This is a genomic window from Streptomyces albicerus, assembly GCF_008905045.1.
GTDB lineage: Bacteria > Actinomycetota > Actinomycetes > Streptomycetales > Streptomycetaceae > Streptomyces > Streptomyces albicerus.
The window spans coordinates 243,859-264,662 of sequence record NZ_VWMY01000001.1; the positions used below are offsets into that span (position 1 = coordinate 243,859).

The 20,804-nt window shown below is 68.6% G+C and carries 19 protein-coding genes and 5 pseudogenes; 6 read left to right on the forward strand and 18 right to left on the reverse strand.

The annotated features are described in order from the left end of the window. Positions 1-2 precede the first annotated feature (2 nt). Positions 3-227, forward strand: a complete 225-nt coding sequence (locus GAS53_RS01150) for a DUF397 domain-containing protein (protein ID WP_151475456.1) — start codon at positions 3-5, stop codon at positions 225-227. Here GAS53_RS01150 and GAS53_RS01155 read toward each other — a convergent pair. The 4 genes and pseudogenes from GAS53_RS01155 to GAS53_RS57930 form a co-directional block, all read right to left on the reverse strand. Further along, positions 208-1,344 carry an 8-amino-7-oxononanoate synthase gene (locus GAS53_RS01155; RefSeq protein WP_151475457.1) on the reverse strand — a complete coding sequence of 379 codons (1,137 nt, stop codon included), beginning with the start codon at positions 1,342-1,344 and terminating at the stop codon, positions 208-210. The genes GAS53_RS01150 and GAS53_RS01155 overlap by 20 nt on opposite strands. Positions 1,345-1,529: 185 nt before the next feature. Then, positions 1,530-1,838, reverse strand: a pseudogene (locus GAS53_RS01160) (tyrosine-type recombinase/integrase); the annotation flags it as partial. A 278-nt stretch (positions 1,839-2,116) separates the two neighbouring features. Continuing rightward, positions 2,117-2,429: pseudogene (locus tag GAS53_RS55935) on the reverse strand (integrase core domain-containing protein); the annotation flags it as partial. Between the two features lie 132 nt (positions 2,430-2,561). Further along, positions 2,562-2,648, reverse strand: a pseudogene (locus GAS53_RS57930) (SAM-dependent methyltransferase); the annotation flags it as partial. A gap of 367 nt (positions 2,649-3,015) precedes the next feature. On the opposite strand from GAS53_RS57930, the gene GAS53_RS01175 reads away from it, so the two are divergent. Further along, positions 3,016-3,387 carry a DUF6896 domain-containing protein gene (locus tag GAS53_RS01175; protein WP_225858643.1) on the forward strand — a complete coding sequence of 124 codons (372 nt, stop codon included), beginning with the start codon at positions 3,016-3,018 and terminating at the stop codon, positions 3,385-3,387. Positions 3,388-3,391: 4 nt separating this feature from the next. On the opposite strand, the pseudogene GAS53_RS01180 reads toward GAS53_RS01175, so the two are convergent. The 6 genes and pseudogenes from GAS53_RS01180 to leuC all read right to left on the reverse strand — a co-directional run. Then, a pseudogene (locus GAS53_RS01180) lies at positions 3,392-3,685 on the reverse strand (transposase); the annotation flags it as partial. Between the two features lie 79 nt (positions 3,686-3,764). Then, positions 3,765-5,147, reverse strand: a complete 1,383-nt coding sequence (locus GAS53_RS01185; RefSeq protein WP_151475461.1) for a 2-hydroxycarboxylate transporter family protein — start codon at positions 5,145-5,147, stop codon at positions 3,765-3,767. Between the two features lie 49 nt (positions 5,148-5,196). Continuing rightward, positions 5,197-8,676, reverse strand: a complete 3,480-nt coding sequence (locus GAS53_RS01190; RefSeq protein WP_151475462.1) for an indolepyruvate ferredoxin oxidoreductase family protein — start codon at positions 8,674-8,676, stop codon at positions 5,197-5,199. Between the two features lie 14 nt (positions 8,677-8,690). Next, positions 8,691-9,473 carry an RraA family protein gene (locus tag GAS53_RS01195; protein WP_151475463.1) on the reverse strand — a complete coding sequence of 261 codons (783 nt, stop codon included), beginning with the start codon at positions 9,471-9,473 and terminating at the stop codon, positions 8,691-8,693. Next, positions 9,470-10,078, reverse strand: coding sequence for a 3-isopropylmalate dehydratase small subunit (leuD, locus tag GAS53_RS01200; protein ID WP_151475464.1), 609 nt, complete (start codon positions 10,076-10,078; stop codon positions 9,470-9,472). Before leuD ends, GAS53_RS01195 begins: the two co-directional genes overlap by 4 nt. Positions 10,079-10,080: 2 nt before the next feature. Continuing rightward, on the reverse strand, positions 10,081-11,490 hold the full coding sequence (gene leuC, locus GAS53_RS01205) for a 3-isopropylmalate dehydratase large subunit (protein ID WP_151475465.1): 1,410 nt from the start codon (positions 11,488-11,490) through the stop codon (positions 10,081-10,083). 238 nt (positions 11,491-11,728) lie between these two features. Between leuC and GAS53_RS01210 the strand changes: the two genes are divergently transcribed. Further along, positions 11,729-12,355 (forward strand): GntR family transcriptional regulator, encoded by a 627-nt coding sequence (locus GAS53_RS01210; protein ID WP_192582887.1) that lies wholly within the window; start codon positions 11,729-11,731, stop codon positions 12,353-12,355. A 128-nt stretch (positions 12,356-12,483) separates the two neighbouring features. On the opposite strand, the gene GAS53_RS01215 is transcribed toward GAS53_RS01210, so the two are convergent. The 4 genes from GAS53_RS01215 to GAS53_RS01230 form a co-directional block, all read right to left on the reverse strand. Then, positions 12,484-13,212: an SDR family oxidoreductase gene (locus GAS53_RS01215; RefSeq protein WP_225858644.1), complete on the reverse strand. Its 729-nt coding sequence runs from the start codon at positions 13,210-13,212 to the stop codon at positions 12,484-12,486. Between the two features lie 26 nt (positions 13,213-13,238). Next, complete coding sequence (locus GAS53_RS01220; protein ID WP_192582888.1) at positions 13,239-13,616, reverse strand: nuclear transport factor 2 family protein; 378 nt, start codon at positions 13,614-13,616, stop codon at positions 13,239-13,241. A gap of 566 nt (positions 13,617-14,182) precedes the next feature. After that, positions 14,183-14,677 (reverse strand): MarR family winged helix-turn-helix transcriptional regulator, encoded by a 495-nt coding sequence (locus GAS53_RS01225; protein WP_151475468.1) that lies wholly within the window; start codon positions 14,675-14,677, stop codon positions 14,183-14,185. Between the two features lie 135 nt (positions 14,678-14,812). Beyond that, the gene (locus GAS53_RS01230; protein ID WP_151475469.1) at positions 14,813-16,039 is read right to left on the reverse strand and encodes an acyl-CoA dehydrogenase family protein; all 1,227 of its coding nucleotides are present in this window, start codon (positions 16,037-16,039) and stop codon (positions 14,813-14,815) included. A 63-nt stretch (positions 16,040-16,102) separates the two neighbouring features. Between GAS53_RS01230 and GAS53_RS01235 the strand changes: the two genes are divergently transcribed. Beyond that, the gene (locus GAS53_RS01235) at positions 16,103-16,930 is read left to right on the forward strand and encodes an SDR family oxidoreductase (RefSeq protein WP_151475470.1); all 828 of its coding nucleotides are present in this window, start codon (positions 16,103-16,105) and stop codon (positions 16,928-16,930) included. 11 nt (positions 16,931-16,941) lie between these two features. Here GAS53_RS01235 and GAS53_RS54915 read toward each other — a convergent pair whose 3' ends face one another. Beyond that, complete coding sequence (locus GAS53_RS54915; RefSeq protein ID WP_192582889.1) at positions 16,942-17,109, reverse strand: hypothetical protein; 168 nt, start codon at positions 17,107-17,109, stop codon at positions 16,942-16,944. A gap of 276 nt (positions 17,110-17,385) precedes the next feature. Between GAS53_RS54915 and GAS53_RS01240 the strand changes: the two genes are divergently transcribed. Then, positions 17,386-18,234 carry an amidase family protein gene (locus GAS53_RS01240; protein ID WP_225858645.1) on the forward strand — a complete coding sequence of 283 codons (849 nt, stop codon included), beginning with the start codon at positions 17,386-17,388 and terminating at the stop codon, positions 18,232-18,234. Further along, positions 18,231-18,860 (forward strand): TetR/AcrR family transcriptional regulator, encoded by a 630-nt coding sequence (locus GAS53_RS01245; protein ID WP_151475472.1) that lies wholly within the window; start codon positions 18,231-18,233, stop codon positions 18,858-18,860. Before GAS53_RS01240 ends, GAS53_RS01245 begins: the two co-directional genes overlap by 4 nt. 65 nt (positions 18,861-18,925) lie before the next feature. Here the strand turns inward: GAS53_RS01245 and GAS53_RS01250 are convergent, their stop codons facing one another. From GAS53_RS01250 to GAS53_RS01260, 3 genes and pseudogenes are all read right to left on the reverse strand, one after another. Next, a complete protein-coding gene (locus GAS53_RS01250; RefSeq protein ID WP_151475473.1) occupies positions 18,926-19,987 on the reverse strand; it encodes an LLM class flavin-dependent oxidoreductase in 1,062 nt (353 codons plus the stop codon). Positions 19,988-20,122: 135 nt separating this feature from the next. Then, a pseudogene (locus tag GAS53_RS55950) lies at positions 20,123-20,341 on the reverse strand (SRPBCC family protein); the annotation flags it as partial. A 107-nt stretch (positions 20,342-20,448) separates the two neighbouring features. Next, positions 20,449-20,804 (reverse strand): winged helix-turn-helix transcriptional regulator (locus tag GAS53_RS01260; RefSeq protein ID WP_151475542.1); only part of this gene is annotated, 356 nt, incomplete at its 5' end.

The window sequence follows — 20,804 nt, forward strand, 5'->3', positions numbered from 1 at the left end:
CCATGCCCGCCCTGCCTCGGTACGTACCTTCGAGCTCCCAACTGCACGGTGTGCGGTGGCAACGGAGCAGCCGCAGCACGGGAATGAACAACTGCGTCGAGACGGCCCGTCCGGGCTCCGGTCCATGGGCCGGACTTCTCGCGGTGCGCGACTCGAAGAACACGCCGGGCCCCGCCCTGCTCTTCGCCCCCGCAGCCTGGGAGGGCTTTATCGCCGCGCTTCGATGATCACGCCCACGGCCCGGTCGAGCTGCCCGTCGGTGAGGTCCGCGCGGGCGGTGAGCCGCAGCCGCGAGATGCCGTCCGGCACCGACGGGGGACGGAAGCAGCCGACGGCCAGTCCCGCCTCACGGCAGTCCGCCGCCCAGCGCACGGCCTGCTCCGGGGAGGGTGCGCGCACGGAGACGACGGCGGCGTCCGGCCGTACGGCTTCGAGACCCTCGGCAGTCAGCCGTTCGTGCAGCGTCGTGGCCACCGCACGCGCGCGTGCCGCCCGTTCCGGTTCCCTGCGCAGCAGTCGCAGCGCCGCGAGGGCGGCGCCCGCCGCCGCGGGGGCCAGACCCGTGTCGAAGATGAAGGTGCGGGCCGCGTTGACCAAATGGTCGATGACGTGCGCCGGACCGAGCACGGCGCCTCCCTGGCTGCCGAGCGACTTCGACAGGGTGACGGTGGTGACGACGTCCGGCGCGCCCGCGAGCCCAGCCGCGTGCGGCGCGCCCCGGCCGCCGTCGCCGAGGACGCCGAGACCGTGCGCGTCGTCCATCACCAGGGCGGCGCCGAACTCCCGGCAGGCGGCGGCGAGTCCGGCGAGCGGAGCCGCGTCGCCGTCCACCGAGAAGACCGTGTCGGAGACGACGACGGCGGGTCCAGCGTGCGTGCCCAGGGCCTTGCGTACGGCGTCGGGGTCGGCGTGCGCGACGACCTGGGTGGTGCCGCGCGCGAGCCGGCAGCCGTCGATCAGCGAGGCGTGATTTCCCGCGTCGGACACGATGAGCGAGCCGTGCGGCGCGAGCGCGGTGACGGCGGCGAGGTTGGCCGCGTACCCCGAGGAGAAGACCAGCGCGGACTCGAAGCCGCAGAATCCGGCCAGCTCGCGCTCGAGTTCGGCATGCAGTTGCGTGGAGCCGCTGACGAGCCGGGAGCCGGTGGCGCCGCCGCCCCAGGTTCGCGCGGCGTGCGCGGCGGCCGCTGTGACCTCGGGGTGCCTGGCCAGGCCCAGATAGTCGTTGCCCGCGAGATCCAGGAGCGGCGAGTCGGCGGGGCGCGGACGCAGGGTGCGGACGAGTCCGGCCCGGCGGCGCGCCCGGGCCTGCTCGTCGATCCACTCGAACGGCGATCCCGCCATGTGTCCTCCGGGCCATGAGGTGAGGGTCTTCTGTGGGGTGCCAACACATGACTTTCGCCTGGGCTGCCCCTCAGGCCTTTTGTAGGCAACGCACAGACCCTAGCCGGATCACCAGCCGCCCATGATGTGGCAATACCCACACGTAGAAATATTGAGCAACAGAACATCGCAGGTCAGAGGCTATATCACACCCTAGACCGAAGATCGTTTCTCACGGCCGCGTCCAGGGAGAGCAGCTTGTCGAGCACGTCACGAGCCGCCCCAAGGGTCTTGGGGTTCTTCCTGATGTAGTGCTTCCTGGTCGTTGCTGCCGACGTGTGGCCGGCCCAATCCGCTAGGACCTGGTCCGGCACTCCAGCATTGGCGAGCAGCGTGAGCGTTGCCGACCGAGCGGAGTACAGCCGGACCTTACGCAGACCCGTATCCCTCATGAGCCGGTACGCGTAGCGCCGGTACTGCTGGGTGTTGAGCGGGTCTCCAAGCCCGTTCGCAGCGACGTACCCGCCATCCTCGTATAGCGTCTCCGGCCGTGACGCGCTCGGCTTCCTGAACGGCCCTCAGAGCCGCGAGAGCCGCCAACACGGGAAGCGGGATGAGGAGTCGACGCTTACCCGCATCGGTCTTGGTCCGCTTCTCCAGAACCTTGGCGCTGCAGACCATGGTCCGAGTGGTGTGGATCGAGAGAACCCCCGACTCAAAGTCAACGGCATCCCACTTCAGCCCAACTACCTCCGCAGGTCGCGCCTTGACCCGGGATCGTGGACACCGGTTGTCATGCGGCGGTGGTCGGCGTAACTGATCGTTGTCCGAAGGAGTTCGGGCGATGCTGGAGTGCCTCCTTCTGGTGTTGTAGCGGGTCGCCCATCGGAAGACCGCGAGGCGGGCTCCTGGCCAGTGTTTCCTTTCCTGGAGCGTTTCACGTTTTATGGTCGCGTTGAACGACTCGGCGGCGGCGTTGTCCGCGCTCGTGCCCACCGCACCGCGCGATCTGATCACGCCGAGGTCCGTGCAGACCTGGGCGAACTCCTTCGAGGAGTATTGGGCGAGTTGTCGCTGTGGAAGATCGCTCCGCGCAGGCCGCCGGCCTGCTCGAAGATGTCCTCGCCGTGGGCGATGCCGGTGTCATGGTGGGCGTCGCCTGCATAACAGACGGTGTACACGAACACGCCGCCCGGCCGCAGCACGCGGCGGACCTCGCCAACCTCCGCATGGATCTCCCGGGTGGACAGCGCCATGCACAGCCGCATGTGCGCGAAGACACCGTCCACCGAGGCATTCGGCAGCGGCTCGCGGACGTCGTGCACGGAGCCGCTGACCCACGCGGCTCCGCCCCGGGGCGCGGGCGGCGTCCGGAAGGTGGTCCCGTCCAGTGGGCACTGGATGGACCGAGGCAGGGTCAGGGTTCAGTGACCGGTGATGACAAGGTCTTCGAGTTGATGGGCAAGAACGGTGGCGAAGAAGCCCCCTCACACCTCACCCTGGAACAAGTCTGCGGGCGCGGCCCGCGCCACCACGACAGCAGGGGGCACTGCGTGGGAGACGGCGGGCGCTTAACTGATCGTTTCAGAATGCCGTCCTGCGGAGACGCTGGCGGCCCACGGAACAATCCCTTCAGCCACGGGCTCAAGGGGGTGACGCCGTATCGAACAGGTTGGGGCTGCACGAGACCTCGTGCTCGGTTACGTCCACGCTCTGAACGCGATTGACGAGGCCATGAGGGTGGCGATCCCCTCGCTGGAGCGGCTGGCAGACGTCCTCGGCCTGGTCCGTTCGCGCCGGATCGGCCGGAGTGATCACATCGGCACCTACTCCTACACGGTTCATGGGGCAGGATGCCGCTTCGTCAGCGACAACGGCACTGAGGTCGATGTGGACTTCGCAGCCGACGGGAGCGAAGTATTCGACCTCTGGCGGCTGCGCTGGTATGGGCTGAGCCTGCCAGAGCCTCTTGACGTCACGGATCAGGACCTGCGGTCTGCAGTGCGGTCCCTGCAACCGTTTCTGGACGAGGTGCGGCCGGGGTGGTTCAGCGTAGCCAACTGAGGGCTCAAGACGAGGTTCGCAGGCGGCGCAGGCATACGAGGCTGCAGGCCAGTTCGAGCAGGCCCTGATGGAGATCGGCGCGTCGCTCGTAGCGGGCGCGGAGCCGTTTGAACTGGTGCAGCCAGGCGAAGGTCCGCTCGACCACCCAGCGCACCTTGCCCAGCCCGGAACCGTGGGCGGCGTCGCGGCGGGCAATCACGGGTTTGATGCCGCGCTTCCACAGCAGGCGGCGGTACTTGTCGAAGTCGTAGCCCCGGTCAGCGTACAGACGCCGGGGCTTGCGGCGGGGACGGCCCCGCCCCCGCTCCCGAACGGCGTCGTCGCCACCCCGGGCGGCTGCGTGTTCTCGCCGGCGGCCTGCCTCCAGTGAGAGCGCGTCATGTGAGCAGCGGGGTCAGGAGCGAGGTGACGAAGAGGACCAATGTGCCCCCGACGCGGTTCGCCACCGTGGCGAACGGCATCAGGTGCATGCGTTCGCTGGCGGAGAGTACGGCGACGTCACCGGATCCGCCGGTGTCGGCCATGACCAGGCCGGGAGTGATGGCGGCTTCGATGAAGTAGAACTTGACCAGCCATCCCAGTACACCCGCCGTCAGCCCGGCGAGCAGCACGGTGGCCACCGTGAGGACGACGAACCGGGGGTCGCCGAGGGAGGTCAGGATCTCGGAGATGTCGATGGTCGCGATAGAGATCGCGACCAGCAGGGGCGGAACGAACACGGTGGTGACCAGACTTCCCCAGGCGGACGTCGCGTCCTCCAGGTCGGCCGGGAGCAAGCGGAAGATCTTGACGGCGACGGCGAGGAGGGTCGTCCAGGCGTAGGCGTGCAGACCGGGGACGAGGCGTTCGAGCATGGTGCCGGCGACGAGCAGGGTTCCCGCGATGAGCAGCCCCTGGCCCAGGGCGAGGAGGTTCGCTTGGGTGACGGACTTCGACGGTGCGAACTTCTCGGAGCCGTTGTCGATACGGAGGAGCTTGCCCTCCCCGTTGAAGCCGACGAAGGGGCGGATCTTGCGCTTGCCCAGGCCGTTGAGGAAGGAGGCGCAGAGGATGCAGATGATGTTGGCCAGGAGGACGGTGGAGACCAGGCTGCCGAGCAGGCTGCTTGCCTCGACGCCGAGCCGTTCGCCGTACATCTCGCTCATGGGGAGGGCTCCGAGCGGCAGCCCACCGGCCATGATCGGCGCCGCGATCATCAGCATCGCGTCGGCGAAGCCGTAACCAAGGGCCGCGCCGAGCACGCCGATCAGGACGAACACGACAGCGATGGTGCCGACGACCGGGACGGCGAAGCGCACGCCCGCATGGATCAGCAATGCGCGCGGCATGCCCAGAATGGCGCCGGCGATGACCGCGATGAGGACGAAGTCGGAGAACCCCTCGTCGTCCACGAACGTGGTCACCAAGTCGATGACGCCGGTCGGCAGCAGACCCGCGTAGACCAGGAGGGCAGGACCGAACACGCAGAGCAGGATGGGCAGTCCGAAGTCCCGCAGCACCGGCACGCGACCGCCGATCCAGGTCAGCAGCCATCCCATCGTCATGGTCACCACGAATCCGGAGAACATCCCGGGCGGCAGGCTGTCCGTGAACATCGCGGTGACCACCGCGGCGAGGATCGCCGCGAACACCCACACCGGCATCCCGCCTATACGGAGGCGGCTCGTGCGTGAAGTCCCTTGGCCGGCATCGCCGTCGGCGGCCGGGGTGCTGCCCTCGGCCCGTGGTTGATCGACAGGGGCGCGTTTGCGGATGAGCATGATGGTTCTCCTGGGTGGGAGTCAGCACGTGCGAGGGAGCGGGCGTGGATCAACGAGGCTCGGCGGGGACCGAGGAGAGGTTCGAGAGACGGTCGAGGTCTGCCTGGGCCTGGGTGAGATTGGTGCGGTACGTGGCGACGTTGGCGACCTTGATCTGCTCGTAACCGCGTACCTGGTCGGGCAGTTCGGCCAGCTTGAGGAGCGTGGCCAGGGTGTCCGGGCGCAGGTGGGGGAGGGCGCGCTCGATCGCCGTGCGGTATTCGGCGATGAGGTCGCGTTCCATGCGCCGTACCGGATGCCACCCGAAGACGTCGAGCTTCGTGCCGCGCAGTCGGCGGGCCGCCCGTAGTGCGGTGAAGACCGGGCGGGATGCGGCGCCGAAGCCGATCTTCTTCTTCATGCCCATGGCGCGCAGGATCGGCGGGTGGAGTTGTACCTGGTAGCGGGCGTCCGTGCCGAACTCCTGCGAGACCGTCTCGTCGAGACCGGCCTGGAGTACGAGGCGCGCGACCTCGTACTCGTCCTTGTAGGCCATCAGCTTGTAGAGGTGGCGCGCCACCGCCTCGCTCACGGTCGTCGATCCCGGGGCGGTTGCGCTCTCGCGGACCCGGACCTGCTCGACGAACTCGGCGTACCGGCGGGCGTATTCGGTGTCGGCGTAGTCGATGAGGTCCGGTACGCGGATGTCGAGCAGGCGGGCGAGTTCGGTGCCGGGGGCGGCTTTGACCAGTTCGCGTACACCTGTTGCGTCCGGCAGGACGGGGGCGGGTGCCTGGGGCTGTTCGGGACGGATGAGGCTCTCGATCGCCGCGGGGTCGCTGACCAGCTGGCGGCCGCGTCGGAAGGCCTGGATGTTGGTCTTCGCCGCGGCGCCGTTGAGCGAGATGGCGTGCTCCAGGGCTGTTGCGCTGACCGGGAGTTGGCCGAGCTGCCAGGCGACGCCGACGAGCAGCATGTTGGCGTACTGCTCGTGGCCGAAGAGCCGCTCGGCCATCTGCGCCGCGTCCACGCCGAGGTGCCTGCGGGCGGCCGACGCGAGGGAGTCGCGGACCTGGCCGGCGGACGGGAAGCGGATGCCGGTGTCGACGACCATCTTTCCGGTGGGCACCTCGGCGGTCGAGGCGACCACGGTGGTACGCGCCGGGTCCGCGACCTTGAGGTGGATCGGGTCAGTGCCGACGAGCCCGTCGCAGACCAGGTACAGGTCGCAGCCGGACGCCGGGATCTTCGAGGAGACCTCGCGGTCCGTGAGCCGAATGTCGGACACGACCGCGCCGCCCTTCTGCGCGAGGCCGGTCTGGTCGAGGCTGCGTACGGAGCGTCCGTCGATGACGGCGGCCGTGGCGATGATCTGGGCGACGGTGACGACACCGGTGCCGCCGATCCCGGTGATCCGCAGGCTGAAGTCGGCGGCCGGGTCGGGCAGTTCGGGTACGGGGATGTCCTCGGCCGCGATGTCGGCGGGCAGGACCCGCCGCGGTTTCTCCTCGCCCACGGTGACGGTGACGAAGGAAGGGCAGTCGCCCTTCAAGCAGGAGTAGTCGAGGTTGCACGAGGACTGATGGATGCGGGTCTTGCGGCCGAACTCCGTCTCCACCGGGTGTACCGACATGCAGTTGGACTTCTCACCGCAGTCGCCGCAGCCTTCACAGACCCGTTCGTTGATCATCACACGGGTGCGGGGCGTCACGGCCTTTCCGCGCTTACGTTTACGCCGCTTCTCCGCCGCGCACTCCTGGTCGTGGACGAGCACCGTCACCCCGGGCACCGCCGACAACTCCTCCTGGATGGCAACGAGTTCGTCGCGGTCGCGGATCTGGACCTGCGAGGGAAGACTCTGCCTTCGCGTGCGTCGTACGTCCTCCGACGTGACCACGACCTTGCTGACGCCCTCGGCGAGGAGCAGCCGGATGAGGCGCGGCAGCGAGAGCGCGCCGACCGGGTCCTGGCCGCCGGTCATCGCGACGGTGGAGTTGTACAGGAGCTTGTAGGTGATGTTGGCGCCCGAGGCGACCGCCGCGCGCAGGGCGAGGCTGCCGGAGTGGGTGAACGTTCCGTCGCCGATGTTCTGGATGAAGTGGTTCTCGGCGACGAACGGGGCGATGCCCAGCCACTGGCTGCCCTCGCCGCCCATCTGGGTCAGCCCGAGCACCTTGCCGGTCTGCTTGTCGTCGGTGAAAAGCACCATGCCGTGGCAGCCGATGCCGCCGCCGATGATGGTGCCCTCGGGGACCTTGGTGGAGCTGTTGTGCGGACAGCCGGAGCAGAAGTACGGCGTCCGGGTGAGCAGCGGCAGCGCGGTGCGGGTGCGGGGAAGCTGGTCCTTCCAGGCCTGTACGGACTCGATGCCGTGGACGTCGCCGAGTCGCCGGGCGAGCGCCTTGGCCACCTGGTCAGCATCCAACTCACCGACCGGGCTGATGAGTTCGTTTCCGTGGTCGTCGGTCTTGCCCAGGATCATGGGGGCGTCGGGGAGGCCGTAGAGGAGATTACGGAGGGCGTCTTCCAGGAAGGGCCGCTTCTCCTCCACCACGATGATCTCTTGCAGCCCGTGCGCGAAGTCGCGGATCTCGGCGGGGTCGAGCGGCCAGATCATGCCGAGGCGGAGCAGCCGGATTCCCCGGCGTTCCAGCTCGTCCTGTCCGAGTCCGAGTCGGCCGAGCGCGTCGCGGACGTCGAGGTAGGTCTTGCCGGCGCAGACCAGGCCGATGCGGTCCTCGGACGTGCGTGTCAGGACCCGGTTGAGGCGGTGGGCGGCGGCGTAGGCCAGTGCGCGCGGCAGCCGTTGTGAGAATTGGCTGCGTTCGAGGTTGATCAGGTTGGGGCCTGCGAGCATCGCGTCGGGGCGGTGGTCACCGGCCGGGAGGAGATCGGGTGCGGGTGCGTGGTCCGGGTGGACCGTGGCGGTGCAGGCGCCGTCGGCCACCGCCGTGGTGATCTTCATGGCCGACCACAGGCCGGTGTGGCGCGACATCTGCACTGCGTGCCGGCCCATCTCGAGCACGTCTTGCGCGTCGGCCGGGTACAGGGTCGGCATCTGCAGGTCGGCGAGGGTGTACTCGGAGGCGCACGGCAGCGAGGAGGACTTGCCGGCCGGGTCGTCCCCGGCCAGGGCAACGGCGCCGCCTCGCGGATGGGTGCCGACGAGGTTGGCGTGCCGCAGCGCGTCGGAGGCCCGGTCGAGACCGGGAGACTTGCCGTACCAGTAGCCCGTAACGCCGTCGACTTTCAGGCTGCCGGCCTGGTCGGCCAGCTGGGAGCCCATCACCGACGTGGCCGCCAGCTCTTCGTTCACGCCGGGGAGGTGGACGTGGTCGAGGCCCTCGAACAGGGCCTTACGACGGGCAAGTTCCATGTCGTAACCCGCCAGTGGGGAGCCCTCGTAACCGGAGACGAGCGAGCCCGTACGCAGGCCGCGCTCCCGGTCGGACAGGGCGTTGTCGCGGACCATGCGCACCAGGGCTTGGATGCCGGTGAGGTACGCCGTGCCCTCGCGGATTGTGTAGCGGTCGTCGAGTGAGAAGTCCATGGGTGCTCCCTGGTTCAGTCCGCGACGCGGGTCGTGCGCAGGGCGCGGACCAGCTCTTCGAGATCGGTGGCGGTGGCGATGGCCGCGGTCAGCTCTTCCTCTGCGGCGTGAGCCGCCAGACACCGCTCCGCCACGGCGGGCACGAGCGCGTGCGGGACGATGCAGATGCCGTCGGCATCGCCCACGATGTAGTCGCCCGGCCTGACCGGCCGGCCGGCGATGTTCACGACGTCATTGACGGCGACCGCTTCTACCCGGTGCCGAGCCGCCAGGGGGTTACGGTGCCGGCTCCAGACCGGGAGTCCTGAGTCGACGATCGCTGTGGTGTCCCGGACCGCGCCGTCGACCAGGCATCCGGCGACACCTGCGGTCAGCGCCCACTGTGCGGATAGCCCGCCCATGACGGCGGAGGTCACGCCCCCGCAGTCCATGACGGCGACATCGCCCGGCCGCGCGACGGCGTACAGGTCACGGTCACCGGCGAGGATGGCGGCGCGCGCTGCACGGTGGGTGCTGGGCTCGCCGTGCACGCCGACATAGCGCAAGGTCACGGCCGGTCCGCACACCCGCATCCCGGGCGCCAGCGGCGCCACGGCGTCGGTGCCGAGCACGGCGCCTGCCCCCATCTCGTCCAGCGCGTCCGCCACCAGCGAGCTCAGCCCAGGGAGCGCGGCCCAGGCCTCCAACGGGACCAGATCGTGGCGCGGCACCTCGGTCGTACGGATGCGCTCGGGATCGAACTGGCCGATGAGCCGACGCCGGATGCGTTCGGATTCGGAGGTTGTCGTGACGCTCATCGGGCGGCCCTGTCCGTCACACGCGGCATCGTGACCCGCCGCCGCGCCTCGAAGTCCTTGATCTCGGCGGCGTGTTCGAGGGTGAGGGCGATCTCGTCGAGACCGCGCATGACCCGCTGCCGGAAGTGTTCGGGGTAGCCGAAGTCGTAACGCGACTCGCCGCACCGGACCGTCCGACGTTCCAGGTCCACCTCGATGCGCGAACCCGGCGCGTCCTCGAGCCAGACCCACAGCTCCTCAATGTCCGCCTCGCTCATCTCGCCGGCGACGAGGCCGTTCTCGGCAGTGTTGCCCCGGAAGATGTCGCCGAAGCGTGGCGCGAGGACGACCCGGAAGCCGTAGTCGGCCAGCGCCCACACCGCCCACTCGCGCGAGGACCCGGTGCCGAAGTCGCGGCCGGCGACGAGGACCGAAGCACCGTCGTACGCGGGCTTGTTGAGTACGAAGTCGGGGTCCTCGCGCCAGTCGGCCATCAGCGCGTCGGCGTGGCCGGTCCGGGTCTGCGGGGCGTTGAGGATGCGCTGGGCGGGATAGAGCTGGTCGGTGTCGACGTTGTCCCGTCGCAGGGGTACGGCGATGCCGGTGTGGGTGATCAGCGGTGTCATGGTCATCCTTCGAGCTGCAGGTCGCAGGGGGCGGCGAGGCGGCCCGCGACGGCGGTGGCGGCGGCGACGGCGGGGGAGACGACGTGCGTGCGGACGCCTGGTCCCTGCCGGCCCTCGAAGTTGCGGTTGTTGGTGGAGGCGGTGCGCATGCCGGGGGCGAGGACCTCGCCGTTGATCGCGACGCACATCGAGCATCCGGGCGCGTGCAAGGGGACTCCGGCCGCAGCGAAGACCTTGTCGAGTCCCTCGTCGATCGCCTGTCGGCGTACTGCTTCCGACCCCGGTGAGAGATGCACCTGGAGGCCGGAGGCCACCGTGCGACCGCGCCAGATTTCCGCGACCTGGCGCAGGTCTTCGATCCGTCCGTTGGTGCAGGACCCGATGAAGACCGCGTCGACCGGGATCGACCCCATCGCGGTGCCGGGCTCGAGAGCCATGTAGGCCAGGGCTCGTTCGGCAGCTGCCCGTTCGATCGGGTCGGTGAAGGAGTCGGGGGTGGGGACGACGCTGTTCAGCGGGACGGTCTGGCCGGGGTTGGTGCCCCAGGTCACGCGTGGGCTCAGCGCGCCGGCATCGAGACGGACCTCTCGGTCGAAGACGGCGTCAGGGTCGGAGACGAACTGCGCCCAGTGCTCCTTCTCCGCGTTGAAGGCCTCGCCCGTGGGGACGTGCCGGCGTCCGGCGAGGTAGGCGAAGGTGACCTCGTCCGGGGAGACGAGACCGGCACGTGCTCCTGCCTCGATGCTCATGTTGCACAGCGTCATCCGCTGCTCCATCGACATGGCCCGGATCGTCGAGCCCTGGTACTCGATGACGTGCCCCTGGCCGCCGGCGGTACCGATCTTCTCGATCAGGGCCAGGGCGACGTCCTTGGCCGAGACACCGGCGGGCAGCTCGCCCTCGACGGTGACCCGCATGTTCTTCATCCGGGTCATCGGCAGGGTCTGCGTCGCCAGGACGTGCTCGACCTGGCTGGTGCCGATCCCGAAGGCAAGCGCCCCCATGGCGCCGTGCGTCGTGGTGTGCGAGTCGCAGCACACGATCGTCGACCCCGGCTGGGAGAGCCCGAGTTCGGGACCGATGACGTGCACGATGCCCCGCGACGCGTGGCCGAGTTCGTACAACTCGATACCGAACTCGGCGCAGTTGCGGCGCATGCTCGCGACGAAGGGCCCCGCCACCGTGCCCGTCAGGTCCTGCGCGGTGTCGATGGTGGGGGTGACGTGGTCCTCGGTGCCCAGCGTGAGTTCGGGGCGGCGGACGGTGCGCCGCTTGGCACGGAGGTTGTCGAAGGCGACCGGGGTGTTCGCCTCGTGGAGCAGGTGCAGATCGATGTAGAGCAGGTCGCGGTCGGCGTCGTCGGTTCTGACGACGTGTGCGTCCCAGATCTTGTCGGCTGCGGTCTTCGGCATCTCGGCATTCCTTGTCGACGTCGACTGGCTGCGCTTGGCTGCATCTCCGAGCACGGACCGCCTGAGAGATATATCTGTAATACTCTGGAGATGTGCGTGAACTATGCCGAGCGTCACACCAGGCGTCAAGAGCGATAACCTGGCCTTCTCGAATCCGGGTTCATCGCGAGCGAAAGGCAGATCAGTGGCGAAGAGCGAGTCCGCCCTCCCGCCGCAGGCAGGTGGCGTACGTCAATCCATGACGGAGCGCGTCTACGAGGCCCTCAAGCGCGACATCCTCACCGCGCGCCGCCGCCCCGAGAGCCTGCTGCTCGAGCATGAACTGGCCACGGAGTACGGGGTGTCCAAGACCCCCGTCCGGGAGGCGCTACGACTCCTCGTGCACGAGGAGTGGGTGCTGGTCCTGCCCCGCAAGGGCTACATGGTCCAACCGCTGCGCTTCGAAGATGTCCGAGAGATCTTCGTGATGCGCCAGCTCATCGAGCCGTACCTGGTGGTGGAGGCGGCGAAGCGGGCGACGCCCGAGGAGCTCGACCACCTGGACAGTCTGGTGGACGCGCAAGAGGCGGCCACCGACTCGGATGCCGCCCTGGACGCAGCCGCCGCCTTCCACCTGGGCATCGCCGAGCTCGCGGGCCACCGGCGGGCGGCGCGGACGCTGAAGGGGCTCGTCGAGGAGTCCCGGCGGATGTACCGGCTCGCACCTCAACTGGACCGACGCTTGCACGAGCAGGCCGAGTTCGCCGACCACCGTGCGCTGGTCGAGGCGATGCGGAGCCAGGACACCGCGCAGGCGCATGCCGTGATGGAGCGTCACTTGCAGGAATCGCTGCGTCAGAAGCTGGAGGGGCTGACCAGCTTCTGACGAGCGGGGCGCACTTCACCGGCCAGCGGCCGGCAGTTACTCGCCCTGCGGGAAGTCCGTCGACGCGGCCAGGCTGTCCTGCGTACGGAAGTCGGCCAGGCGGCGTTCCAGAGTGTCGATGGTGCTGGTCAGGGCCTGAGAGCCGAGGACCATGCGCAGGGGTGCGGAATCCTGGTCGCCATACGGGCGGGGTCGCCCGGGGCCAGGCCGTTGGCCGGGTCGAGCATGGCACGGTAGGCGTGCGCCGGGTTGCCCTCGTACTCGGGCAGCGGGTCGGCGGGCTGCGCGGAGCCGCAGCGGAACTCGGTGCGGGCGCCTCCGGGTTCGACGATCGTGACGCCGATCCCGAAGGGGGCGACCTCCTGGGCGACGGACTCGCAGAAGCCCTCGATGCCCCACTTCGTGGCGTGGTACATGGAGTTACCGGGGAACGCGACCTGGCCGCCGTAACTGGACAGCTGCACGACGCGGCCGCGCCCGGCCTCGCGCATGTACGGCAGAACGGCGCGGATCAGCTGGATCGAGCCGGTGAGGTTGGGGGCGACGATCGCGTCGATCTGGGCGTCGGTGTACTCCTCGGCGGCGCCGAAGAGGCCGTAACCGGCGTTGTTCACCAGGACGTCGATGCCGCCGAAGACGTCGGCGGTGTGCTTGACGACCTCGTGGACGCGGGGCGTGTCGCGTACGTCGAGGATCTCGGCGCGGAAGGTGTCGGGGTGGGCTTGGGCGAGATCGGCCACGGCTTCCGGGCGCCGCACCGTGCCGACGACGCGTTCGCCGGCGGTGAGCAGCTGTTCGGCGAGGTGGCGGCCGAAGCCGCTGCTCACGCCGGTGATCAGCCAGGTACGAGGGGACATCCGGGTGCTCCTTGGTCGTTCGGTGGTCACCAGGTCGAGGCCGCCGAACCGACCACGATCCAGGCGTCGTTCTCGTACGCGTAGTCCACGGTCAGTTGCAGCCGCCAGTCGGCGCGGGTGCCGTAGACGGTCGCGTCGGTGACGGTGCGGACGACCAGGCGCGCGGTGTCGCCGTCGACCTCGACGTCCAGGTCCACGATGCTGTGGTAGTCGAACCGCCCCTCGCGCATCTGCGCCAGCCACTCCTGCTTCGGCTGGACGTAGCCGGTCATGTGGGTGAGGGTGCTGCCGTCGGCGAGCAGGTCGTCGAGGGCGTCGGTGTCGCCGTCGGTCATCGCGCGCAGCTGGGCGCGGAAGGCGTCGAGGACCTCATCGCGAGGGGTCGGTGCGGCTTCCGGTGTCATGGTGGCTCCTTGCTCCGGGGTGTGCCGGGCATCGGCCGACGCCGACGGGGATGCCGTCAGATCGAGCAGCAGCATCGCGTCGTGGTCGGGGGTGCCGGGGTCAGCGGAGTACGCCCCGAAGCGCTGGCCGGGGGGCGCACGTCCTCGTGATCGATGGTGGCCGACGGAGATCTACCGTGAGGATCCCCGCCCGAGCTGGTCTGGCGCTCCGTGCAGTGACGCGAGTGTGTTGCGCGGGGACATGGTCGTGAGGCGACCTTGACCTGCTCATGGACGCCGTCCGACGTCCGGCCCTCATGAGAAGCCATCCGCTGACCGATCGCACGGGTGCCAATCGAGCGGAGTTCCTGATCGGGTGATGACGGTCCGACTCAGTTCCGCAGCGCGCTTGGTCGGGCTCCAGTTAGTGCCGGGCAACTGCCCCATTCGATGAGCTACCCACGACTCCAGACATAGATCATGTGGTCGCTGAAGGAAAAGAGAAGTGCGACCTCGGCGGCCGCTCTTCCGGGACTTTGCCAGAACCGGGGCGTACCGCCGCACCCGGGTGCGATCCCCCCAAGCCGCTAAGCCCGTTTCGCTCCATTCTGCTCCCGGACGGCGTCGAACAGGGAGGTCAGAGTGGGACTTCCCGCGAGGCTGCCCAGCACGGCGTGAAGCGAGTCTCGTTCCGTGGCACCCAGGTCTGCGAGGACTTCACCGTCGAGATCGACGAGTGTGCGGTTGAGGTCGGCAAGAACCTTGCGGCCTTCGGCGGTGATGTCCACGGCGTAGCGGCGACGATCCTGTGGATCTCGCGTCCGCTCGGCGTATCCGGTGCGCTCCAGGTCGTCGAGACTCGTCACCATCGTCGCCGGGTCGATCCGCAGGAATGAACCAAGTGCCAGTTGCGGCATGGCGCCGTTGTCCGCAAGAGCTTGCAAGACGCTGTAGTGCCGCACTCGCAGACCGGTCCCGCCGATACCATCCTCAGCGATCCTGAACGCCACCTGCCCGAGCTTGACCAGCAGGCAGATGGTGTGTTCGGCCACTGTCCCTGGTACCAGCGGAGCCTCGGACATCGTTTATCCCGCCCATGGTTAGTCATACGTATGGTCCTGTCCATCGTACGAGAAAGCCCGAGGCGGCGGGACCGCTGCAGGCCGACGGGATGCCCCACTGTCCGTCGGCTTACTGCACCGGCGCGTCCTGGGCGATCAGCCGACGATGGCCCGACCGAAGATCTGCCGGGCTATGACCCACTTCTGGATCTCATTGGTCCCCTCGTAGATCTCACCGATTTTGCTGTCCCGGTAGATCGCCTCGACAGGGCCGGGGCTGCCGTCGGCACCCAGTTCGCGCGCGAAGCCGAGGCCTCCGAAGGCCTGGACGGCGTCGCGCGCCATGTCCACCGACAGCTTGGTGGCGTAGTACTTCGCCATCGCGGCCTCGGGCTCCGGGGACGGGTTGCCCGCGTCCAGGCGCAGGGCGGCCTTGGTGTAGAGGGTGCGGGCGTTCTCGATCTCGGTGGCCCGTTCGGCGAGCAGGAACTGCCAGTGCTGGTTGGCGGCCACCGGCTTGCCGAAGGCGTGTCGCGTCGACAGGTGGGCCACGGTGTGGTCGAAGGCGGCCTGCGCCATGCCGACCCCGGCAGCCGCGATGCCGATCCGGCCGTAGGTCAGAGTGGACAGCGCATGGCGCAGTCCGTGTCCCTCGGCGCCACCGAGGAGGTCGTCGTCGGTCAGGTGCACATCCGTGAATCGGATGTCCGCGGTGAGCTGGCCGCGGTTGCCCATCTTGCGGTCGGGAAGGCCGACTTCCACTCCGGGAAGTGCCGTGTCGACGATGAACATGCTCAGCCGGGTGCCGGTGCGGGCGAGAACCACCACGAACCCGGCGACGGGCGAGTTGGAGATCCACCGCTTGTGGCCGTTCAGCACCCAGCCGGCCTCGGTGCGTATCGCCTCGGTCTGTACCGCTTGCGGAGACAGGTCGCTGGAGGCATCCGGCTCAGTGGTGGCGAAGGCACCGACCACTGAGCCTTCCGCGACCTTTCGCAGCCACCGCTGCTGCTGCTCCTCAGTGCCCTGCCGCAGGGCGTTGCCCGCCAGGATGCAGTGCACGTCGAAGACGGCCGCGACGCTGCTCGAGTAGTAGGCCAGTTCCTCGATGGCCGCGGCAGTGGCGGTCGCCGGGTGGGTCAGGCCATCGCCGCCGACCTCGCCGGGGAAGGGGATTCGGAAGACCCCCGCCGACGCAAGCCCTTCAAAAACATGCCGGGGGAAGCCGTCCGTGCGCTCGTCGCCACCGGCGATCGCCACGGCGTGCGGAGCCACTTCGCGTTCTGCGATCCGGCGCACGGCAGCGCGAACGGACTGTGTCTCTTTGGGGGCCAGGAGCTCGTTGTAGAGCCGGTCGATCTGGCGTGCGGGAGTCGAAGTCATATGTGGAAGATACCATTAGCATTGCGTATCATTAGTCTGACAATCCATTTTGGAGGTTCAGCCATGACTCAGACGCTGGCCGGCAAGACCGTCCTGATGTCGGGAGGCAGCCGCGGCATCGGACTCGCCATCGCCCTGCGCGCGGCCCGCGAAGGTGCGAACATGGTGATGCTCGCCAAGACCGCCGTGCCGCATCCAAAGCTCGAAGGCACGATCCACACCGCCGTCGACGAGGTTGAGCGCGCGGGCGGCAAGGGGCTGGCCGTAGTCGGCGACGTCCGCAACGAGGACGATGTGCGCACCGCCGTCAACGCGGCGGTCAGCGCCTTCGGCGGCATCGACATCGTGGTCAACAACGCCAGCGCGATCGACCTGTCGTCGTCGGAGCAGCTGGAGATGAAGCGGTACGACCTGATGCAGGACATCAACACGCGTGGCACGTTCCTGCTGAGCAAGGCAGCGATCCCACATCTGCGCAAGGCGAGCAACCCGCACATCCTCACGCTCTCCCCGCCGTTGAACCTCGCGCCGCACTGGGTGGGGAAGCATCTCGGTTACACGCTGTCGAAGTACGGCATGAGTCTGTGCACGATCGGGCTCGCCGAGGAGCTCGCCGCCGACGGCATCGCCGCCAACTCGCTATGGCCGCGGACCCTGATCAACACAGCCGCCGTGCGCAATGTGGTCGGCGGCGCCGGACAAGCCCGTAGTCCGCGGATCATGGCTGACGCCGCGTACGCCATCGTCACGCGTGACGCGCGGAAGTGCACCGCCAACCTGTTCATCGACGACGAGGTCCTCTCGGACGAGGGCGTCACCGACCTGTCCACCTACAGCCCTGCCGGCTTTGAGGGTGATCTCGCGCTCGACATATTCGTCGATCCGGCCTGATCCCGCACCGCTCAGCACATGAACGCGAGGGCGTTCTCAAGGACCTCGTCGGCGAGCTTCGAGCCGAAGGCGACGCGGGACAGTTGCAGCGCCCCCGCCATCATCGCGAAGAGTCCGAGGGCCTTGCCGCGTGCGGGCGCGGGATCCTCGGGTGCCAGATGGCCAACGATCTCGTCCACGATGGCCCGCGCGCCGTCGCTGCCGACCCGATTGACCGCGCCCAGGCAGCGGCTGACTCCTCAAGCAAGGCGACGGAAGGACATCCGACGCCGCACTGGTGCCGGAGCCACCGACACCGTCCCCTCCGGAGCGCCAGCCGACGTACCGCGCCACAAATCCTCCGCTCATTCCGCAAGGCCATCGCCCTGCGCCCCGCCCCACACCTATTGCCTGCCGAATGTAATATTATGACTCACATTTGATTGGCGATGTCAGAGTCAGAGATGAGGCATGCCGTGAGTGACGTCCCCTTCCAGCCCGCAGTGGAGCAGTCGCGCGCGCTGGCCGCTGGCGAGATCTCGAGCCGGGAACTCGTAGAGCTCTATCTCGAGCGGATCACCATCCACAACACGGCGCTGAACGCGGTGGTGACCCTCGACGTCGAGCGTGCCCGTCGTGAGGCCGGGGAAGCCGACGCCGCCCGGGCGGCGGGGCGGGACCTCGGTCCGCTGCATGGTGTGCCGATCACGGTCAAGGACAGCTTCGAGACAGCCGGGATGCGCACCGTCTGCGGGCGCACGGACCTCAAGGACTACGTGCCCGACCTGGACGCCGAGGCGGTCAAACGGCTGCGTTCGGCCGGTGCCGTGATCATGGGGAAGAGCAACATGCCTCCGGGCAACCAGGACGTCCAGGCCGACAACCCGGTGTTCGGTCCTTCATCGAACCCGTGGGACACGACCCGCACCTCGGGCGGATCCGCCGGGGGCGGCGCCGTCGCCACCGCCGCAGGCCTCACAACGTTCGACTTCGGCTCGGAAATCGGCGGATCGACCAGGATCCCGTCCCACTTCAACGGCCTGTACGGGCACAAGTCGACCTGGCGGTCGATACCCCTCATCGGGCATGTGCCCTACGGCCCGGGCACGGGACGATGGACGGACGCCGACATGGCCTGCGGCGGCGCACAGGTCCGCGACGCCCGTGACCTCGTCCCGATCCTGCGGGCAACGGTCGGGGCAGCGGACTACGACGGCGGTTTCAGCTACACGCTCGCTCCGCCGCGCGCGACCAAGCTCGCCGACTTCCGAGTCGCCGTCTGGGGTGAGGATCCCGCGTGCCCGGTCGAAACGATGGCCGCATGAGAGGGCCAAACCGACGCCAGATGTACGCGGAGCAGACCCGGGCGGACCTGGTGGCGACCGCGCGCAAACTGTTCGTCGACAACGGCTTCGCGGGCACGTCAGTCGAGGCCATCACCGGGGCGGCGCTGGTGAGCAAGGGCACCTTCTATCACCACTTCCCGGACAAGAAGGCGATGTTCGCCGAGCTGTACACGGAGCTCATTCAGCAGGTCGGGGCTCTGGGAGACGCGACGTCCGAGGCGGTCCGGGCCACGCCGGACACGCCCGCCATGACTGCGGTGGCCAACCTCACGCACGCCTTCCTGCGCCGGACCATCCACGACCCCCTACACCGCGAGCTGATGGCCCAGGCACCTGCGGTCCTGGGCGAGCAGTACCGGCACATCAACGAAACCGTCGCCCAACCGCCGATCGAACGGCTCCTGACCGTTTTGGCCGAACGCGGCGACCTGCAACCGGATGTGCCCGTCGCCACCGTCGCCCGGCTGCTCTTGGCAGGCCTGTGCGAGGGCAACCAGATCATCGCCGCCGCGGCGGACCGGGAAGATGCCCTGGCCAGGACGTTCTGCGCGATCACCCTGCTGATGTCGGGCCTGGCCGCCGACGACATCAGCGCCCGCGGTTGACCTGACCGGGACCCCGTCGACGGCGCCGACGCTGAGCGGCCCTCGTTGGCCGGCATGACCCGTCGCTACTGTGCCGCCTCGTCCTCGATGTCGCGGACCAGGTCGATGGCCCGGCCCAAGGTCGCGAGTCGGGCGGCGAGGGTCTCGCCGGCGGGATAGAAGCGAACGGTGTCGACACCGGTGTCGCGCCACACGCGCAGCCGCTCGCGCACCATGTCCTCGGTTCCGATCAGCGTGGTCGCCAGCACCATCTCGTCGGTGACCAGGCCGGCCGCGCCGTCCCGGTCCCCCGCCTGCCAACGTGTCCGGACCTCGGCCGCCACCTCGGCCCAACCCTGGCGGCTGTAGGCGTTGTTGTAGAAGTTCGTGGTCGCCGAGCCCATGCCGCCGAGGCTGAAGGCAAGCTCCTTCTTGCGCCCGGCGACCATTGCGCGCAGCGCGTCCTCGTCTTCGGCGAAGGCGACCTCGGCGCCCTGGCAGATGTCCAGGTCCGAGCGGCTGCGACCAGCGGCAGCAAGGCCCTGGTCCAGGTGGTCGAAGTACGCCTCCTTGGCGCCCTCGGGTACGAAACTGGTGCCCAGCCAGCCGTCCGCGATCTCACCGGTCAGGTGCAGCATCTTCGGGGAGAGGGTCGCCAGGTAGACCGGGATGTCGTACTCGGCGCGCATCGACAGCCGCATGGGCTTGGCTTCCCCGCCCGGCAGAGGGATCTGGAACTCCCGCCCGGAGTAGGCGACTTTCTCCCCCGACACGGCCCGCCGCACGATCTCGACGGTCTCTCGCATCCGTGACAGCGGACGGTCGAAGGGCACTCCGTGCAGTCCTTCGATCACCTGCGGCCCGGAGGGTCCCAGTCCGAGAAGGAAGCGTCCGTCGGAGATCTGCGACAGCGTGATCGCGGCGCGGGCGATGGCCATGGGGGTGCGGGTGCCGAGCTGGATGATGCCCGATCCGAGCAGCATGCGCTCCGTTTTCGCGGCGAGATAGCCCAACGGCGAGGGCGCCTCGGAGCCCCATGCCTCCGCCACCCAGCAGATGTCCAGACCGAGTTGCTCCGCCTCGGTGACGTAGTCGACGATCTCCTGCCAATCGGCGCCGGAGGCTTCGATCGTGGTGGAGGTGCGCATCAGAGAGTCGCCTCGCCAGAGGCCCCGGCGCCCTCAGCCAGCTTCTTGATCCCCTCGACAGTGGCGGTCATGTTGGCCTCGAACTCCCGCATGCGTCGGCGGCTCACACTCGACGATGTGGGACGTGGTGGCCCACTCCCCCAAGGACTCATGACTGCTCCGGCCGATGAATCGGGCCCCCAGGGCAGGGCCGCCTCCGTCATCCAGCCACTCGACCGATTGCAGCTCGGGACTCAGGCGCGGCATCAGCTCGATGTCGGACACCAGCGTCCACACCTCTGTCGGTGAGGCGGCGATCCAGGTGTGGACCTCAACCGTCGGCTTGTCCGCATAGCGCGCGCCCGTCCACTCCATGATCCCGCAGCCTCTCGCTAAAGACACCCACGTGAGCCTTTGAACTGTAAAGTTGCGTAGATAGACTTACCTGTCAAGGGTGAGTGCGGATCTGCGGAACCACTGAGTCAGCCCGCGAAACGCTCCTTCACATCCGGCCGCTCGGCCAGGTGCGGCGGATACCCAGGACCCATCCGAGTGCGGGTGTTGTCTGCGGTCATCGGCTCACCACAGGCGGCGCACACCACCTCGGCATGGGTTTCCTCCCCGCACACCTCGTGATGCATGGCGACCGGCGGGCCCGCTTCACCAGCCAGCCAGCGGTCCCCCCACCGGTTCATCACCAGCAGCACGCCGTAGAAGTCGCGCCCCTTCTCGGTGAGCACGTAGTCGTAGCGAACCGGCTCCGTCTGGTACGGCCGCTTCTCCAGCAGCCCCTCGTCCACCAGCCGGCGCAGCCGGTCGGTCAGGGTGTTGCGGGCGA